The organism is Xanthomonas sp. NCPPB 3959, assembly GCF_056675575.1.
Genome location: NZ_JBWWVR010000022.1, coordinates 30,235 through 47,897 on the forward strand (window position 1 = coordinate 30,235; position 17,663 = coordinate 47,897).

Annotated in this window: 15 protein-coding genes and 1 other RNA gene; 9 read left to right on the top strand and 7 right to left on the bottom strand. The window is 64.4% G+C overall.

From position 1 onward, the window contains the following. Positions 1-40 precede the first annotated feature (40 nt). The 3 genes from AC1KVG_RS19650 to treA all read left to right on the top strand — a co-directional run bounded on the left by AC1KVG_RS19650 (position 41) and on the right by treA (position 3,056). The gene (locus AC1KVG_RS19650) at positions 41-817 is read left to right on the top strand and encodes a DUF72 domain-containing protein (RefSeq protein ID WP_481095497.1); all 777 of its coding nucleotides are present in this window, start codon (positions 41-43) and stop codon (positions 815-817) included. A gap of 192 nt (positions 818-1,009) precedes the next feature. Next, a non-coding RNA gene (locus tag AC1KVG_RS19655) (sX9 sRNA) lies at positions 1,010-1,082 on the top strand. A 300-nt stretch (positions 1,083-1,382) separates the two neighbouring features. After that, positions 1,383-3,056 carry an alpha,alpha-trehalase TreA gene (gene treA, locus AC1KVG_RS19660; protein ID WP_481095498.1) on the top strand — a complete coding sequence of 558 codons (1,674 nt, stop codon included), beginning with the start codon at positions 1,383-1,385 and terminating at the stop codon, positions 3,054-3,056. A 147-nt stretch (positions 3,057-3,203) separates the two neighbouring features. Here the strand turns inward: treA and AC1KVG_RS19665 are convergent, their stop codons facing one another. Beyond that, a complete protein-coding gene (locus AC1KVG_RS19665; protein WP_481095499.1) occupies positions 3,204-4,208 on the bottom strand; it encodes an arabinan endo-1,5-alpha-L-arabinosidase in 1,005 nt (334 codons plus the stop codon). 247 nt (positions 4,209-4,455) lie between these two features. On the opposite strand from AC1KVG_RS19665, the gene AC1KVG_RS19670 reads away from it, so the two are divergent. Next, positions 4,456-5,151, top strand: coding sequence for an AIM24 family protein (locus AC1KVG_RS19670; RefSeq protein WP_023905222.1), 696 nt, complete (start codon positions 4,456-4,458; stop codon positions 5,149-5,151). A 377-nt stretch (positions 5,152-5,528) separates the two neighbouring features. Here AC1KVG_RS19670 and AC1KVG_RS19675 read toward each other — a convergent pair whose 3' ends face one another. Next, positions 5,529-6,440: a CorA family divalent cation transporter gene (locus AC1KVG_RS19675; RefSeq protein WP_481095500.1), complete on the bottom strand. Its 912-nt coding sequence runs from the start codon at positions 6,438-6,440 to the stop codon at positions 5,529-5,531. A 177-nt stretch (positions 6,441-6,617) separates the two neighbouring features. Further along, entirely contained in the window at positions 6,618-7,994 is a 1,377-nt protein-coding gene (gene cycA, locus AC1KVG_RS19680; protein WP_115037636.1) for a D-serine/D-alanine/glycine transporter, read from the bottom strand. 380 nt (positions 7,995-8,374) lie between these two features. On the opposite strand from cycA, the gene AC1KVG_RS19685 reads away from it, so the two are divergent. Beyond that, a complete protein-coding gene (locus tag AC1KVG_RS19685; RefSeq protein WP_481095501.1) occupies positions 8,375-10,147 on the top strand; it encodes an expansin EXLX1 family cellulose-binding protein in 1,773 nt (590 codons plus the stop codon). Between the two features lie 44 nt (positions 10,148-10,191). Here the strand turns inward: AC1KVG_RS19685 and AC1KVG_RS19690 are convergent, their stop codons facing one another. Then, positions 10,192-10,407: a hypothetical protein gene (locus AC1KVG_RS19690; protein WP_023905227.1), complete on the bottom strand. Its 216-nt coding sequence runs from the start codon at positions 10,405-10,407 to the stop codon at positions 10,192-10,194. A gap of 173 nt (positions 10,408-10,580) precedes the next feature. Here AC1KVG_RS19690 and AC1KVG_RS19695 point away from each other — a divergent pair, with 173 nt between their 5' ends. Beyond that, positions 10,581-11,375: a transporter substrate-binding domain-containing protein gene (locus AC1KVG_RS19695; protein ID WP_481095502.1), complete on the top strand. Its 795-nt coding sequence runs from the start codon at positions 10,581-10,583 to the stop codon at positions 11,373-11,375. Between the two features lie 129 nt (positions 11,376-11,504). Here AC1KVG_RS19695 and AC1KVG_RS19700 read toward each other — a convergent pair whose 3' ends face one another. Beyond that, complete coding sequence (locus AC1KVG_RS19700) at positions 11,505-12,380, bottom strand: DMT family transporter (protein ID WP_023905229.1); 876 nt, start codon at positions 12,378-12,380, stop codon at positions 11,505-11,507. 230 nt (positions 12,381-12,610) lie between these two features. On the opposite strand from AC1KVG_RS19700, the gene AC1KVG_RS19705 reads away from it, so the two are divergent. After that, positions 12,611-13,462 (top strand): class I SAM-dependent methyltransferase, encoded by an 852-nt coding sequence (locus AC1KVG_RS19705; protein ID WP_481095503.1) that lies wholly within the window; start codon positions 12,611-12,613, stop codon positions 13,460-13,462. A 124-nt stretch (positions 13,463-13,586) separates the two neighbouring features. Next, positions 13,587-14,138, top strand: coding sequence for a hypothetical protein (locus tag AC1KVG_RS19710; RefSeq protein WP_481095504.1), 552 nt, complete (start codon positions 13,587-13,589; stop codon positions 14,136-14,138). Positions 14,139-14,337: 199 nt separating this feature from the next. Here the strand turns inward: AC1KVG_RS19710 and AC1KVG_RS19715 are convergent, their stop codons facing one another. Next, a complete protein-coding gene (locus AC1KVG_RS19715; RefSeq protein WP_481095505.1) occupies positions 14,338-14,682 on the bottom strand; it encodes a hypothetical protein in 345 nt (114 codons plus the stop codon). Positions 14,683-14,991: 309 nt separating this feature from the next. Here AC1KVG_RS19715 and AC1KVG_RS19720 point away from each other — a divergent pair, with 309 nt between their 5' ends. Further along, positions 14,992-15,537: a hypothetical protein gene (locus AC1KVG_RS19720; protein WP_268214100.1), complete on the top strand. Its 546-nt coding sequence runs from the start codon at positions 14,992-14,994 to the stop codon at positions 15,535-15,537. A gap of 237 nt (positions 15,538-15,774) precedes the next feature. On the opposite strand, the gene AC1KVG_RS19725 is transcribed toward AC1KVG_RS19720, so the two are convergent. Continuing rightward, entirely contained in the window at positions 15,775-17,649 is a 1,875-nt protein-coding gene (locus tag AC1KVG_RS19725) for a GGDEF domain-containing protein (RefSeq protein WP_115037624.1), read from the bottom strand. Positions 17,650-17,663: the final 14 nt, after the last annotated feature.

The window sequence follows — 17,663 nt, forward strand, 5'->3', positions numbered from 1 at the left end:
CGCATGCATAGAGTGCTGCCCGATCGCATCGCTCCCCGTCATGTCGTCTCGTTCGTCCATCGCCGTGCCGCGTGTGCGCTGTGGCTGTGCAGGCTGGTCGATTCCGGCCGCCGACCGCGCGGCGTTTGGCGACGGCGCCAGCGTATTGCAGCGCTACGCCACGCGTTTTGATGCGGTGGAAATCAACTCCTCGTTCCATCGCCCGCACCGTGCCGGCACTTATGCGCGCTGGGCCGACAGCGTGCCGGAGGATTTCCGTTTTTCGGTCAAGCTGCCGCGCAGCATCAGCCACGACGCGTGCCTGCATGCGGCCGGTCCGTTGCTGGATGCGTTTCTGTCCCAGGCCGGCGCGCTGGGCACGCGACTGGGCTGCCTGCTGCTGCAGTTGCCGCCCAGCGCCGCCTTCGATGCGCGCGTAGCAGCCAGCTTTTTCGCGATGCTGCGGCGGCGCTGGGACGGCGGCGTGGTGTGCGAGCCGCGCCACGCCAGCTGGTTTTTGCCGCAGGCACAGGCGCTGCTGACGCGCCACCACATCGCACGCTGCGCCGCCGACCCGGCGCCGGTTCCCGAAGCCGCCGCACCAAGCCCCACCGCCGGGCCGTACTACTGGCGCTGGCATGGCGCACCGCGCATCTACTACAGCAGTTACGACGACAGCGCGCTGCAGGCATTGGCCGACGCGGTGCGTCATACCCCGCACGACGGCACGCATCCGCAGGCCGAACGCTGGGTGATCTTCGACAACACTGCCGCCGGGCTGGCGGTGCCCAACGCATTGCGGCTGCAACGCTTGCTTGGAACCGAACGCAAGCGCTAGTGCCTGTTGATGCAGCGTGTAAGACCACGTCCCATCTGCAGGCGGCGGCGCGTCCAACAACACGTCTCATCAGCTGGATGAGCGAGATCGGTCGCCCAGGATCGCCATCCACCCGCGCATGCAGCGGTTTAGAGCGGCTATCAAAACCAATACGCAGCCGCCAGGCGGGCGCGGCCGGTGCCCGGAATCGGCATGTACCACTTGTACACTCCATTTCCCCCGCGCCGCCCGCACCTACCTGGCGACTGCGTACGTTTTGTCAGCCACTCTCAATCGCCCGCCGCGCAACCCGGCCACCGCTCGCAATCGCAGCTCAGCCCGCGACGGCTGGTGCGCATCTTGCAGTGAACAGGCCGACTACGCCGAACCGCACCTGCTCAAGCTGCCTCAATCCGCGCCGATAGGCCTGAATTGGCGCAATAACCTGCGACACCGCGCCGGATCACCTTGCTGAATCTTGTCGTCTCCGTGCGAAGCCTGTCGGCCTGCCGACACCATCGTCCGGTCCCGCCCGCCACTTCGGTCGTTTACCATGCCTTACGCCACTGCCCGTTCTGGAGATGCCATGAGTTCTGCCGCGCCCCCGTGCTGCACGTCGCTGCTTGGCCTATCGCTGAGCATGTTCGTTGCGCCGTGCACGCTGACCGCCGCGCCGATGGACACTCCGGTCGTCAATGCGCCGGCGGCCACACCGCCCACGCCCGACCTGGCCTACCCGGAACTGTTCCAGGCAGTGCAGCGCGGCGAGCTGTTCGACGACCAGAAGCATTTCGTCGACTTTCTGCCGCTGCGCGACCCGGCACTGATCAATGCCGACTATCTGGCGCAGCACGATCACCCCGGTTTCGACCTGCGCAAGTTCGTGGACGCCAATTTCGAAGAGTCGCCGCCGGTGCAAACCGACGCGATCCGCCAGGACACCGCGCTGCGCGAACACATCGACGACCTGTGGCCCAAGCTGGTGCGCAGCCAGACCCACGTGCCGCCGTACAGCAGCCTGCTGGCGCTGCCGCATCCGTACGTGGTGCCGGGCGGGCGCTTCCGCGAGGTGTATTACTGGGATTCCTACTTCACCATGCTCGGCCTGGTGAAGAGCGGCGAGACCACGCTCAGCCGCCAGATGCTGGACAACTTCGCCTACCTGATCGACACCTACGGGCACATCCCCAACGGCAATCGCAGCTACTACCTGAGCCGCTCGCAGCCGCCGTTCTTCTCCTACATGGTGGAACTGCAGGCCGGCGTGGAAGGCGAGGCGGTGTATCAGCGCTACCTGCCGCAGCTGCAGAAGGAATACGCCTACTGGATGCAGGGTAGCGATGACCTGCAGCCCGGCCAGGCCGCCCGCCACGTGGTGCGCCTGGCCGACGGCAGCCTGCTCAACCGCTATTGGGACGAGCGCGATACCCCGCGCCCGGAAGCCTGGCTGCACGACACCCGCACCGCCGCCGAAGCGAGCGACCGCCCGGCCGCCGAGGTCTACCGCGACCTGCGCGCCGGTGCCGAAAGCGGCTGGGACTACACCAGCCGCTGGCTGGCCGATGGCCAGAACCTGCGCACCATCCGCACCACCGCCATCATCCCGATCGATCTGAACAGCCTGCTGTATCACCTGGAGCGCACCCTGGCCCAGGCCTGCGCGCAGCCGGGTGCCGAGTGCACGCAGGACTACGCCGCGCTGGCACTGCAGCGCAAGCAGGCCATCGATGCGCATCTGTGGAACAAGGCCGGCTATTACGCCGACTACGATTGGCAGACGCGCAAGTTGAGCGACCAGGTCACTGCGGCGGCGCTGTATCCGCTGTTTGCCGGTCTGTCGTCGGACGACCACGCCAAGCGCACCGCCAGCAGCGTGCGTGCGCGTCTGCTGCGTCCCGGCGGCCTGGCCACCACCGCAGTGAAGACCGGCCAGCAATGGGACGAGCCCAATGGCTGGGCGCCGCTGCAATGGGTGGCGGTGGACGGCCTGCGCCGTTACGGCGAAGACGCGCTGGCACGCACCATCGGCGAGCGCTTTCTCACCCAGGTCCAGGCGCTGTTCGCGCGCGAGCACAAGCTGGTCGAAAAATACGGTCTGGAAGCCGATGCAGCCGGCGGCGGCGGTGGCGAATACGCGCTGCAGGACGGCTTCGGCTGGACCAACGGCGTCACCTTGATGCTGTTGAATCTATACCCGGACACAGCGACCAAGGTGGCGCCGGCCAAACGCGCGCGCAAGCCCGAAGCGGCGACACGCTGAGTGTGCAATCGTTGATGCCGGGCATTGCTCGGCCTCGCTGGCGGCATCGCATTTCCGGTAGTCGGCAGCGCTGGCAGATCACTGCAACAGGCATCGCCTGATCGTTGCGTCATTGCAGAGCCCACCCGCGCGCTGCAGTGATCGCTGCTACTGCACAACTGGCCACGCACTGCCGTCGTAACTCAGCCGATTGATGCCCAGGCGCGCATCGCCGCGATCGTCGTAGTAGTGGTAGACCAGAATGTCGCCATCGCCATCGCGAAACACCGATTGCCCGCCCGGCCCATGCATGCTGCCCAACCCGGACTGGATCACCGTGCCGCCACCGTTGCGCATGTCCACACCGGCGCGATCCAGATATGGCCCGGTCACCGAGCGCGCACGCCCCACTGCAATCTTGTAGGTGCTGCTGGCGCCCTTGCAGCACGCATCGAACGACACGAACAGGTAGTACCAGCCATTGGCCTGCTGGATGAAAGGCGCCTCCACCGCACCCGGATACGGCCGGCTCGCCAGGCTGTAGCGTGCCGTGTTGCTGGACAGTTGCTTGCCGGTGCCGGGATCGAGCTGGATCAGCTTGATCCCCGACCAGAACGAACCGAACGCCAACCACCATTTGCCGCCGCCATCCACCACCAGATTGCCGTCGATGGCGTTGTAGTCGTCGCTGCTCTTTGACGTGTAGACAATTCCTTGATCCTTCCATGATCCAGGCTTGCCGGTGCTGCTGCTGGCAAAGCCAATCGCCGAGGCGTTGGTGGCGAATTTGGACGCGGTGTAATACATCAGGTACTTGCCGCCGTGGAAGGACACATCCGGCGCCCACACCTGATTGTCTGCGTTGTAGTTGCGCACCCAACTCGGCGTGGTGCTGAAGATCGCGCCTGCATTGCTGAATTTCGTCCGGTCGGTACTGGTGACCACGCCCGTGGTGGCATAGATGTAGTAACGCCCATCGCCGAGCTTGAGCATTGAAGGATCGTGCACGATGGTGTCGCCGGTCACCACGCCCGGCCCCACTGCCGCTTGCGCGGGTGCGCCATGCAAGCCAATCACACTGGCGACGATGGCAAGCAGCGATACGATCGTGCGATGGCGCACCGACATTCCAGACCAGCCCCCTTCCACTCGATTGCCACGAACAACGCGCATCGGCTAACTCCTTGAACAACGTAAAGACGTTATCTGTAGGAGCAATCTAGCCCGGCAGCAGTGTCGTGAATCCGACGCTGATCTCAGAAGCACGGCGCAGGCCGAGCGGTTGTTTTATTTGCGACGCGCCTTCGTACCGATCGGCGCGCCATGCCCGCAGACGAAAGGCGGCTCGCACATCAGCACGCTTCGAAGACACCGGCATGCCGCGTATCATGCGCACTCTTTCACGCTCCGGGATGGACCCATGGCCGTACGCACGCTCAACGAATTTCTCGCCCATTCCAAGGAAAAGGACGTCAGCCCCGATCCGTTCGAACTGGAAAACCCGCACCTGCTGGAAGTGCGCCTCAACGGCATGGTGTGGTCCAAGGCCGGCGCCATGGTCGCGCGCACCGGCAACGTCAAGTTCACCCGCGAGGGTCTGCTGGAACAGGGTCTGGGCAACCTGCTGAAAAAGGCGGTCAGCGGCGAAGGCATGCAGCTGATGAAGGCCGAAGGCCAGGGCCGGGTGTATCTGGCCGACCTCGGCAAGCTGGTGACGCTGCTGCGTTTGAATGGCGAGGCGATCTTCGTCAACGGCAACGACGTGCTGGCGTTCGAATCCGGTGTCGAGCACAAGATCACCATGATGCGCAAAGTGGCCGGCATGCTGTCCGGCGGCCTGTTCAACGTGCGCCTGAGCGGCCACGGCATCGTGGCGATCACCTCGCACTACGAGCCTCTGACCCTGCCGGTCACCGCTGCCAGCGGCCCGGTGTTCACCGACCCGAATGCCACCGTGGCCTGGTCGGGCACGCTGACCCCGGAGCTGGTCACCGACGTGTCGATCGGCACCCTATTCGGCCGCGGCTCGGGCGAAAGCCTGCAGATGCGTTTTGCCGGCGAAGGCTGGGTGGTGGTGCAGCCTTACGAGGAGGCCAGCTTCCAGGCCAAGGGCTGATCCAGGCCGCCCGGCAGCAATAAACAATGCGCATCGCCTGGTGGCACGCTACGCAGCTGGGCAGTTTTCCAGTACGACGCGATGCGCAGTGAAAGCTGCGCATCCCAGCCCACCCTGTAGGAGCGCCCCTGGGCGCGAGGGCCTTACCGGTAACCCCGCATCGCGCCCTGGTGCGCTCCTACGGTTTTCCTGCATTCTGTCGCGAGCTGCACAGCTACCGAGCTGCCCTAGCTTGGCATTGCGTAGTCACGCAACTGTAGGCAACAGATGATTGCCCTGACGGCACCTCGTAGGAGCGCCCCTGGGCACGATATGGCCTTCCCGGTAATGCCATATCGCGCCCAGGTGCGCTCCTACTAGTTTCCGGCTCTGATGCATTACACCCATCCGCGTTTGCGGAACCACACCAGCGGCACCACCATGCTCAGCACGATCACGCCCAGCGCCCAGAAATAGGCGTCGTGCCATTTGAGCTCGGGCATGTAGGCGAAATTCATGCCCCAGATGCCGACCAGCACCGTGGGCGGGATGCCGACCACCGACGCCACTGCCATCACCTTCATCACGTTGTTCTGGTCCATGTTGATCATGCCCAGCACGCTGTCGAGCAGGAACTCGATGCGGTCGTCCATGTGCTGCTGAAATTCGCTCAAGGTGGTCAGGTCCTTGTGCAGCAATCCGATGCGTTTAGCCGCGTCGTCGCCGAACCAGTCCGGCGCGGTGCCGTCCAGATAGGTGACCAGGCGCAGCAGTCCCTGCCCGGCATTGTGCAGCCCGCCCAGGCGCCGGCCCATGCCGCCCACCTGATGCAGCATGCGCTCCAGATCCTTGGTCTTGTGCGGCTCGTCGAACACCTGCCGGGTGGTGTCGGTGACCTCGGCTTCCAGCGATTCCAGCCGGTCTGCCAGGCGGCCCACCAGCTGGTCGAACATGCGCAGCAACAAATCGTCGGCGCTGTGGCAGGGCTCGTGTTCAAGCCGCGCAGCCACCGCCTCCAGCGAGCCCAAGCGCTGCTCGCGCAAGGTGACCAACATGGTCGGCGACACCGCAAAGCCCAGCGGCGCGGTCGGGCCATCGTCGTCCTGAAAGCGCGGCACATTGAGAAACAGCACCTCGCCCTGGCGCCGCACCCGGCTGCTGAATTCGATCTCGCCGATCGCCGCGCGATCCGGCAGCGCGAACCCCACCTGTTCTGCGGCCTGCGCCAGCTCCTGTGCAGTGGGTTGGCACAGGTCGACCCAGGAACCTTGCGTGTGCTGCGTTCCGGCAATCGGGTGTGTCATGATCATGCGGCAGGCCGTGGCGATGGATGGCGGCGAGCATCCCGTTCCATCCGATCGGCGTCAACGTCGCGCGCAAAACGCGCTTAGCTGCCAGTGGCCTTTATCGCGGCGCCGTGCAGCCACAGACGCCAAAGCCCCGCAGTGCGGGGCCTTGGTGATGTCTTCGGTCGGTCTTGCGTGCGCTCAGCCTGTGCGTGTCTGCTTCCGCTTCACCGCATAGCCGATCGCCAGCAGCAGGAACCACACCGGGCTGGCCAGCAAAGCCTGGCGCGTGTCGGCCTGCAAGGTCAGCAGCACGATGACGAAGGCGAAAAACGCCAGGCACACGTAGCACATCAACACGCCACCGGGCATCTTGAACGCCGAGGCCGCGTGCTGCTCCGGGCGCTTGCGCCGATACGCGATATAGGCGCACAAGATCAGCGACCACACGAACATGAAGAGCACCGCCGACAACGTGGTGACCAGCGTGAACGCAGTGACCAGGTTGGGAATCAGATACACCAGCATCGCGCCCAGCAACAGACACACGCAGGAGAACAACAGCCCGCGCGCCGGCACTGCTGCACGCGACAGCTTGGCGAAGCCCTTCGGCGCATGCTGCTCCTCGGCCAGGCCGTAGAGCATGCGGCTGGTGGAGAAGATGCCGCTATTGGCCGAGGAGGTGGCCGAGGTCAGCACCACGAAGTTGATCAGGCTGGCCGCAGCAGGCACGCCAGCCAGCACGAACAACTCCACGAACGGGCTCTTGTCGGCCACCACCTGCCGCCACGGCGTCACCGCCATGATCGCGATCAGCGCCAGAACGTAGAAAATCAGGATACGTACCGGGATCGAGTTGATCGCCTTGGGCAGATTGCGGCGCGGGTCTGCGGTTTCCGCAGCGGTGGTGCCGACCAGCTCGATGCCGACGAAGGCGAACACCGCGATCTGAAAACCGGCGAAGAACCCGCCGATGCCCATCGGGAACATGCCGCCGTCGTTCCACAAGTTCGACAGCGAGGCCACATTGCCAGACGGCGAGCGGAAGCCCCACGCCACCAGCCCGGCGCCGGTGATGATCAACGCGGCGATGGCGACGATCTTGATCAACGCGAACCAGAATTCCATCTCGCCGAACAACTTGACCGTCACCAGATTCAGGCTCAGCAGCAACAGCACGCAGAGAATGGCTGGAATCCACGGCGCCAATCCCGGAAACCAGAACTGCGCATACGCCGCAATCGCGATGACATCGGCGATGGCGGTAATGATCCAGCAGAACCAGTACGTCCAGCCGCAGAAGAACCCGGCCCACGGCCCGAGCAGGTCGGTGGAAAAGTCGATGAACGACTTGTACTCCAGGTTGGACAGCAGCAGCTCGCCCATCGCGCGCATCACGAAGAACAGCATCGCGCCGATGATGAGATAGACGAACAGGATCGACGGGCCAGCCAGACTGATGGTCTTGCCCGAGCCCATGAACAGCCCGGTGCCGATCGCGCCACCGATGGCGATCAGCTGCAGGTGGCGATTGGACAGGCTGCGTTGCAGATGATCGGGCGCGGACGGGTCAGACATGGGCACGGCACCGGCAAGTGAACAAGCCGTCAAAAATACGAGATCGCGGCAGCGCGCACCAGCGGTTTGAACAGCAACGCCGGGTAGGCCGGCAAATACGCCGGCGCATGCCGAGCGGACAGCGCCATGCTGCGGTGCGCACAGTGCGGGTTGCACGCCGCGTGTTGCGCCATGCAGCTTGGGCTGCGCGTTGGCAGGGCATTCACTGCCGCGACCAAGATGACAATCGTGCGGCATCTCGCACAAACAGCGATCCGCGTCCCAGCGCGCTCGTTGCACTGGCTGCAGCACGCGCTCCTGCCCGCTTCCTTGACTGCGCGCACGGACCGCACGTGGCGATTGCTGGTCTCCTGCGCGGGCCCAACCCTCAGGACACTCCCATGTACTCACGTTCCCATCTATTGCTGGCCATGACGTTGCTGGCCCCGGTCTCTGCATTGGCCGTGCAGGTCGATGCGCACGGGCAACTGGTCGATGCGCGCGGTCAGGCGCTGCAACTGCGCGGCGTGACCTGGCCAGGCTTCGACCGCGCTGCGCTGGTTGCGGCGGGTCTGCGCAACAGCACGCTGCAACAGACGCTGGATCAGATGCAGGCAGCCGATATCAATGCGCTGCGTGTGCCGATCTGCACGGCAACGCTGCAAGCCAAGCCCGTCGCTGCGGCAGATGTCGCAGGCGACCCCGCACTGCGCGACCTGACTTCATTGCAGGTGCTCGACGCGGTTGTGCGCGCCAGCACCCAACGCGGCATGCAGGTCCTGCTCGCATTTGCCGATGGCGGGTGCGATGACTCCGCACCACAGCTGGGCGCGCAGCAGCAAGCGTGGACGAACGGCTTGACCACGCTCGCCGCCCGCTACGGCACCACCACCGGTGTGATCGGCATTGATCTGGGCAGCAGCGGTTACCGCAATGCCACTTGGGCCGGAAACAGCGCAGACGCCGACTGGAATCGCATCGCCTCGCGCGCGGCGGCCACCGTCCTCAAACAGGCACCACGCTGGGTGGTAGGCGTGGAAGGTGTGGGCAACAACGCGCTCTGCAGCGACTCCGCGCGCAAGGCGCCCGGCAGCAATCTGCAGCCGCTTGCCTGCGTGCCATTGCGCATCCCGGCCAAGCAACTGGTGTTGATGCCCAAACTGGCGGGGCCGGATCGCGATGCGGCAGATGCCTTCGCAGCGGCCGACTTTCCACGCAGTCTGCCAGCGGGCTGGCAACGCGACTTCGGCACGTTTGCCGCCGACCATGCGGTACTGCCGGTGAGCATTGGCGGCGGCCTGGGCGATGGCGACCCGCGCGACCCCGCATGGCAACAGGCATTGAGCGGCTATCTGGCAAGCACCGGCATGCGCAGTGCCTTTCTGGGTAGCTGGGAAGTAGGCAATGCCAACAACGGCGGCCTGCTCGCCAGCAATGGCAGCCTGCGCAGCGACAAGCTGCAGATCCTGCATCAAGCATGGGGCTTGGCGACAGCTACATCTGCCAGCGCATCCGCAAAAAGCGCGAGCACCGCCAACGCGAGCAAGGCGACCACCTGGAACAGCACCTTCAGCGGCACAGCGACCTACACCGGCTCCGGCTATTCCGGCGGTGCAGTCCTGCTGGATCCGATTCCCAGCAACGCGTTCATCACCGCACTCAACCCGACCCAGATGAACTTCGGTGGAGTCAAGGCCGCGCTTGCCGGCGCGTATCTGGAAGTGACCGGCCCCAAGGGCAAGACCGTTGTCTATGTCACCGACCTGTATCCGGACGGCGCATCCGGCGGCCTGGACTTATCACCGAATGCCTTTGCTGCAATCGGCGACATGGTGCAAGGGCGCATCCCGATCAGCTGGAAAATCGTGCGCGCACCCATCACCGGCAACGTGCAATACCGCATCAAGGAAGGCAGCTCACGTTGGTGGGCGGCGATCCAGGTGCGTAACCACGCCTACCCGGTGGTCAAGTTCGAAGTGAAGCAAGGCAGCATTTGGAAGAGCTTGCAGAAGATGGACTACAACCACTTCCTGGGCGAGCAACTGGGCAACCAACCACTGTCCATCCGCATCACCGACATCCGCGGCAAGGCCATTCTCGATACGATTCCTGCACTGCCCGAAGACGGCAACAAGCCGGTGTACTTCGAACCGGGCAACGTGCAGTTCCCCTGACGTGTTAATCAACTCCCAAAACGCTACCCAGCAACCAACACTTACTAGCCCCCAGCAAGCCCACCACCGACACGGCCCGGCAGTGCCTGATCGTCATCCTCTTCCAGATCGCCCACCTCCTCGCGCAAACCGCCTTGCTGCGGCGCCTGCTCTTCCAACGGAATTTCTTCTTCGTTGGTATCCGGATCGGGCGTGCCATGCGCCGCCACGCCTGTGGTGAACGTGGTCATCGGGCGAGCAGTACGTGGATTGAGATGCATGGACGGCTCCGTTGCGTTCAGTGGTGCATCAACGCTAGGCCGCGCAGCGCTAGTGCACCGTGATCCTGGGCATCGCCGCGCTGACACGCTGTTGACGTGCGTTCGCTGAAAACGCGGCGAAACCAACGGTGTAGTCCATGGTTATCATGACGAGTTATCTTCGAGGCAAAACCATGCGTTATCGCGCTCTGCTCGCATTCCTGCTGACCTGCGGCAGTGCGCAGGCTGCCGAGCCTGCCTCACGTCTGGATGCAGTGCTGCAATCCGGCGTGCTGCGCGTGTGCACCACCGGCGACTATCGTCCTTATTCGTTGCTGCGCGCAGACGGGCACTTCGAAGGCAGCGACATCGCGCTGGCACAGTCGCTTGGCGCCAGCCTGGGTGCACGCGTGCAATTCGTACGCACCAGCTGGCCGCAATTGATGCCCGATCTACTCGCCGATCGTTGCGACATTGCAGTCGGCGGCATCTCGGTGACCTTGCAGCGGCAACGCCAGGCCAGCTTCAGCACGGTTCTGGACGTGGACGGCAAAATCCCGCTGGTGCGCTGCGCCGATCAGACGCGTTACCGCAGCATCGCGCAACTCAATCGACCCGACGTGCGCGTGATCGAGCCGCCCGGCGGCACCAACGAAGCCTTCGCGCGGCGCGAATTGCCGCGCGCGAACCTGCGCCTGTTCGCCGACAACACCACCATCTTTCAGGAGCTGGTGGACCAGCGTGCCGACGTGATGATCACCGATGCCTCCGAGGCGCTGTACCAGCAGGCACGCCTGCCCGCGCTATGCGCCATCGCGCCGGAGCAACCGCTGCAATACGGCGAAAAAGCCTTTCTGCTGCCGCGCGACGACCCCGCATGGAAGGCCTATGTCGACCAATGGCTGCACCTGAGCAAGGCCAGCGGCGAGTACGCGCGCATCGTCGAAGCCTGGCGCGCACCGCGCCCGGAATCCACTACGTCTCCGTGATAAAAGCCGGGATTGGGGATTGGGGATTGGGGATTCGTAATAGCGACAAAGCGCGGCGCCATCAGTATCACGCGCTGCTGCTAATCCCCAATCCCCAATCCCCAATCCCCAATCCCGACTCCACCGCCTTCAAACAATCTTGGTCCGTCGCCACCAACGCGACACCTGTTCTTCGCGTACCAGCGTGAACAAACCAGCGCCCAGAATCAACGCGATGCCCACCGCCATCGGCCAATCGAGATGGTCGTGAAACAGCAGATAGCCGAACGCGATCGCCCACAACATCTGGCTGTATTGCGTGGGCGCCACCACGCTCACCGGTGCCATGCGCGTGGCGTACATCAGGCAGATCGCCGCCAGACCGGCGAGCAAGCCGTAGCCTGCCAACAAGTACCACTGGTACAGCGTGGGCCAGACGAAGGTCGGCAACATCATGATCCCGCCCATCACCAACGGGCCGATCACGCCGGCGCCATAGAGCGTCAAACGCTTCTCGCTATGGCCGGCCATGCGCAAGGTGATCACCGAGATCGCACCCACCAGGCCACAGACGATCGCAGCCACATGCCCGTGGGTGAGATGGCGAAAGCCGGGGCGCAACACGATCAACACGCCGATGAAGCCCACGATCACCGCCGACCAACGCCGCCAATGCACTTCTTCCTTGAGGAAAACCACCGACAGCACGGTCACGAAAATCGGCATCAAGAAGATCAGCGCAAAGGCCTCGGCCATCGGCAAGGTGGTAAAGGCGATCACCGAGGTCAGATTGCCGATCGCGCCGGTAAGCGCGCGCAGCAGCCACAGACTGGGCTGCTTGGCCATCACCAGCTCGCGCAAGCGGTCGTCGGGCTTCTTCAAGAACGGCACTGCCACCAGCATCAGCAACGCGCCGAGAAACAGCACTTCGTAGACCGGCAACGTGCCTTCGAGCAGCTTCACGAACGCATCGCTGATCGAATAGGCCGCGTAACAGGCGAACCCCAACAACACACCCTTCAGCATTGCCGACACTCCACGGTTGGCGCCGATCCGACGCGATGTCGGTGCGGGCAGTGCACAGTATGCGGCGCCGGGTGGGTCGGAGGAATCCGCCCGCCTCAGCCGCTGTCGCGCACCGCTGCCACCCCGCCGGCCACAGGATGCCCACACGCAATGGGTCGGTTACGATGCAAGTCCCTTTCCTGCACCGGCCACGCGCGTGACGCGCGCCCAACCATACAGACCCGCCACCCGTGCCCCATTACTCCGGCCCACTACTCATTCTCTCTGACGCCCAAGCCCTGCTTGCCGCGCGCGGAAATGGTCTGACTCAATGGACCGGGTCGCTGGACCTGGGCCGCAGTACCGGTACTGCGCAGCTGGATGCGCAGACCTGGCAGTGGCGCGGCCGGGGTTACCCGTATCCGGGCAAGCTCAAGGAGCGCACGCTGTACTTCTGGGATGGCGACGACTTTGCGCCGATCTCGCGTTTCAACGGTGCGTTGATCAAGCTGGTGCCGACCGAATGGGGCGCGCCCACCTTCGAGATCGACGGCATCAAGATGCTGCCGTCGGCACAACTGTCGCCGTTCGACGATGCGCGCCGCAAGGTGGCGCTGGTGGATCCGCGCGGCAAGGTCGTGCTGGATACCTGTGGTGGCCTGGGCTATTTCGCCGCCTGCTGCCTGGAGGCCAGCGTGGCGCAACTGCACTCGTTCGAAAAGAACGCCGACGTACTGTGGCTGCGCACCCTCAATCCGTGGTCGCCGGATCCGGACGACGACGCCAGCGGTGGACGTCTCCAGCTAACACACGCCGATATCTCGCAGCACGTCAGCACACTGGCCGACGGTTCGGTCGACGCCATCCTGCACGACCCGCCGCGCTTCGGCATTGCCGGCGAGCTGTATTCGCAGCTGTTCTACGACCAGCTGGCGCGCGTGCTACGCCGTGGCGGGCGCATGTTCCATTACACCGGCGCGCCCAACAAATTCACCAGCGGGCGCGATGTTCCCAACGAAGTGAGCAAGCGCCTGAGCAAGGCTGGTTTCAGCACGCAACTCGCCTTGGATGGTGTGCTGGCGACGTTGCCTGCGCGGCGCTGAGTATCGTCTGCGCGATCAGGTACAACCGCCCCCGCCATCATTGAGGCACCTCAGCGCGTGGGCCATGCAGACAGCGATAGCGGATGAATCTGCGATACTGCACCGCCCTCGACAAGGATGTTGCATGCGCCTCCATCTCACTGCTTTATCGTTGGCCCCACTCGTGCTGATGCTCTGCACGCCAGCAGGCGCACAGACGCAATCGCAGGCACAGACACCGCCCGCGCAGCCCATGTCTGAAGTCACGCTCTCCAACCCTGTCACCACCGCCACACTGGCCGGGCGCACGATTCGCTTGGGCGAGCAAGATGGCAAATGCGCCGTGCTGCGCGACGACGAAGTGTTTCCGCTGGGCATCGGTGCGCCGTGCTATTTCAGCATCGCGCGCGACCGCAGCGCACAGGTGCACCACTTCCAAGGCAGCGACATCGTACTGGTGCAGCATGCCCATCAAACGGCAAGCCCGGACTGGGACGTCAAACTCTACGGGGCGATCTGCGCCTTCGAATCGCAGTCCGTGCGCGAGGTCGACGATGTGCTGGAAGCCGGCATCGTCGCCAGCTCCTGGCATTGCGACCCGACACGCGGCGCCGACCAGAAAGAGTTCGTCTACAGCTACGACACCTGGCCGAAGCGCAACGCAGCCAAACCTTCGCGCAAGCGTGGGACACCGTGAAGTCTGTTCAAGAGTCGCGCACAAAACTGCCAGGTGTGTGCAGCCGCTGATCTGCGGCCTGGCTGCAAGGCCCTTGCCCGCTCACCATCGCGGGACACGCTGCAAGTACGTCCATGTACGCGGCATCCATGCCGCGTAAGAGCCCGAGACGGTGGGCGGGCAAGGACCCGTCGATATGGTCGGTGGGCGTGGCCTGCCATCAGCGTCTGCCGCGCCGCATGGCATTGGCACGATCGCGCCGGTAATCCTTCCATGCGAGATACGCAAACACGCCCACCATCGCCAACAGGGCAATGGTCCACAGGCCGTCCCAGCCGATCGAGATCCAGTAGCGCTGCGGGTCGGTGTCGGCATAGAACGTCCTGGCCGGCCGACCACGAACGACGCTGACATAGCGCCCGCTGATTACCGCCTGCAGCAACAACCATAGCCGCCCGCAACAGGCCACCGCGATCACGAGGACCACCCCGCGGACAAGCCAGTCGACGATGCGGGAATTGGCAGGCACCGGCATCGGTGGCGGTGATTTGGGACGTTTCTTCAAGCAAGCCTCTCTGCAATCGTGCGACGCAGTTTACTGCTGGCACTTTGCATCGGCGCCTGCCGGCGTGATCGCGCAAACAGGACGCGGCCTTCAACTGCAACACGACGCTATGCACGTGCAGCCTGGTCGCAGCCGCTATAATCGCCGCGCAGCGCACTCGATCGAGTGACATGGAACGCTCCACGCTGCATTCGTCTCAAGGAAGATGGCCGGCAGCACTGCCACGCGGATTGTCTGGACGCTTCCTTGGATTTTTTGCTGTGACGCCATGCAACGGCGGCAACAGTCTTCCCTCAAGGATCTTTCGCTTTGAAGACGTTCACCACACTCCTGCTTGTCTCTCTCAGTCTGCTGCTTGCTGCCTGCGGCGGCGGCACCACTACCGGCGCTTCCAAGCTCTCCTCCAGCGACTATCTGTTGCACAACATCTCGGTCTGGAATGGCGCGGTGACCATCATCGACCCGTGGGTGTCCGGCGATCGCGGGCAGAGCCTGGTGAACGATGCCATCGCGCACAAGCCGCTGGACAGCTACAAGACCGCGCTGGGCAGCCAACGCAAGGCGCTTGCCGCCAATGCGCAGGCCAATGCCGCCGTGGCCTCGGGCGTGCCGGACAACGCCAAGGACCTGGACGGCAAGTTGTCGGCCTACCTCAAGAGCGCCGACGCGATGATGGCCGCGCTGGAGCGCTTTGCCGCACTGCCCAACGGCTACACCAATACCGAGCTGGCACCGCTGGCCAAGGACCTGGAAACCGTGTCGGCCCAGCTCAATGTCGATATCGAAGCCCTGAATACCGCGCAGCGCGCATATTCCAAGGAGCACAAGGTGCCGATGCAGGAAGTCAGCCAGTAAGCACGACGGTATCGTCGGTGGCGCCTTGCGGACCGCGATACGTGGTCCGCAAGAGGCGATCGAGCCTGCTCGCTTCGCTTGACTCCACTGGTCACCTCACACGCAGGTGCACAACGCACTGCGATGAAAAACGTCATGCGGTTTAAAGGCGCATCGTTGCTCGATGCTGCAGCGCGACTGCAGACCCCAGCGATTTAAAGAGCGCGATCCGCAAACACGCGATCGACGCACGCACGCTCAGCACACCGCCCATTGATCGCGCCCTGCAGTCTTGGCTGCATACAACGCAAGATCGGCCTGGCTCAGCAGCACGTCCAGGCCGGTGGCGGCGGTGACGCTGACCGCGCCCATGCAGAACCGCACCGGCTGGTCTGCCGGCAGGCCGGGAATCTGGATCGCAGCCACGGCGCTGCGCAGGCGCGCAAACACCGCAGGAATTTCTTCCGCGTTGCAGCCCGGCAATACCAGCAGGAATTCTTCGCCGCCCAGCCGGCCCAGGCGATCCTGCGTGCGCAAAGCCAGCTTCGAGGCGCTGGCAAGCGCCTTGAGCACCGCATCGCCGGTGGCGTGGCCGTGTACATCGTTGATCAACTTGAAGTGATCCAGATCGATCAACGCCAGCATGCACGGGATCTGCGAGCGCAACGATTGCTCGATCTGCTGTTGCGCCTCGGAACGAATGGCGCGGCGATTGGGCAGGCCGGTGAGTTCGTCGCGCATCGCCAGCCGCGACAGCTGACGGCGATGGCGCGCACCGAAGGCCAGCACCACCAAGGCGCCCAGCAACAGCAGGCAGGCCGCACATAGCGCGATCCATAGCGTGCGTTGGCCGGCTTCGCGCGCCTGCAAGGCCAGTTGCGCGGTCTCGCTGCGGCGGCGCAGCTCGGCGGTTTCGGCGCCACGGCGGGCATCTTCGTAGCGCGCCTGCAAGCGCAGCATCACGGTGTCGCGTTGGCGATCCAGGCTTTGCGCGCGCAGCGTGTTGGCGCGTTGCAGTTCCTGGTATGCCTCGGCATGGCGGCCTTCCGCTGCCAGCGCCTGGGCAATGGCATCGAGCAGTTGCGCACGCCGGCTCAAGGTCAGGTTCGGGTCGTCCGCTGCCCTGGCCGCGACGATCTCGGCCCCCAGACTGTCTGCCTTCAACACCGTCAATGCCTGCAGCAACACCGCATGACACGCGGCGATACGGCCAACGTTGCCTTGTTTCTGCATCAGTGGCAGCGCCTCGCGCGCCATTGCCAGTGCCGCATTCGCATCGCCGGTTTCGCTCAGGGCTTCGCTGGCGCTGGTCAGTGCTGCGGCCACGCCGGCCTGATCGCCGAGCTCGCGGCTGAGCGCCAGCGCGCGCTTGAAATGCAGCAAGGCGGCCTCGGGTTGCTGCGCGGCCAGCGAGGTGCCGTATTCGTATTCGATCAGGCTGCGCTGGAAGCGTGCCGGCTGGCCGTGCAGGCGCGTCAAGGCATGCTGCAGATAATCTTCGGCTTCGCTGTCTTCTGCCATGCGCCCGCCGACACGGCTGGCCAGCGACCCCAGCTGGGTCAACGCGTCCAGCTCCAGGCTCAAGGTGTGCTCGCGCACCGCACACTGGTAGCTGGCCTGCGCCGCCTTCCATGCCTCATCGCTGCTGCTGGAGGCCAGCATGCTCCACATGTCGACCGCTTCCACTTCGCACAGCAGATCGTTGCGACCCAGTGCCCGCGCCCGCTGACGCAGATCTTCCAATCGCGTCACCATGCCGCGGTTGGGGTTTTCGCGCACATCGCTGAGTGCCTGCACGGTATCCAGCCACAGCTGCGCCTGCGCGGCGTTGCCATGCAATTGCTCCAACACGGTACGCGCCTGGCTGAGCACCAGCTGGCGATGATCGTTGTCTTCCAGCGAGATCAGGATGCGCGCCTGGGCCAGCAAGGCCCAGAATTGCGCGTCGGCATCGCCATTGCTGCGCGCCTGCTGCAAAAAGGTCTGGGCGGTCTGCAACGCGGCCTTGGGGTCGTCGATGGCGGCCGATTCGATCGCCTTCCACGGCTGCGGCTGCGCCCACACCACCGCGCTGCTCAGCAGTAATGCGATCCCCGCGAAGACCCGTTGCCAGCGTGCCGCAAGGAGGCTCATCGGCGACTCATGAC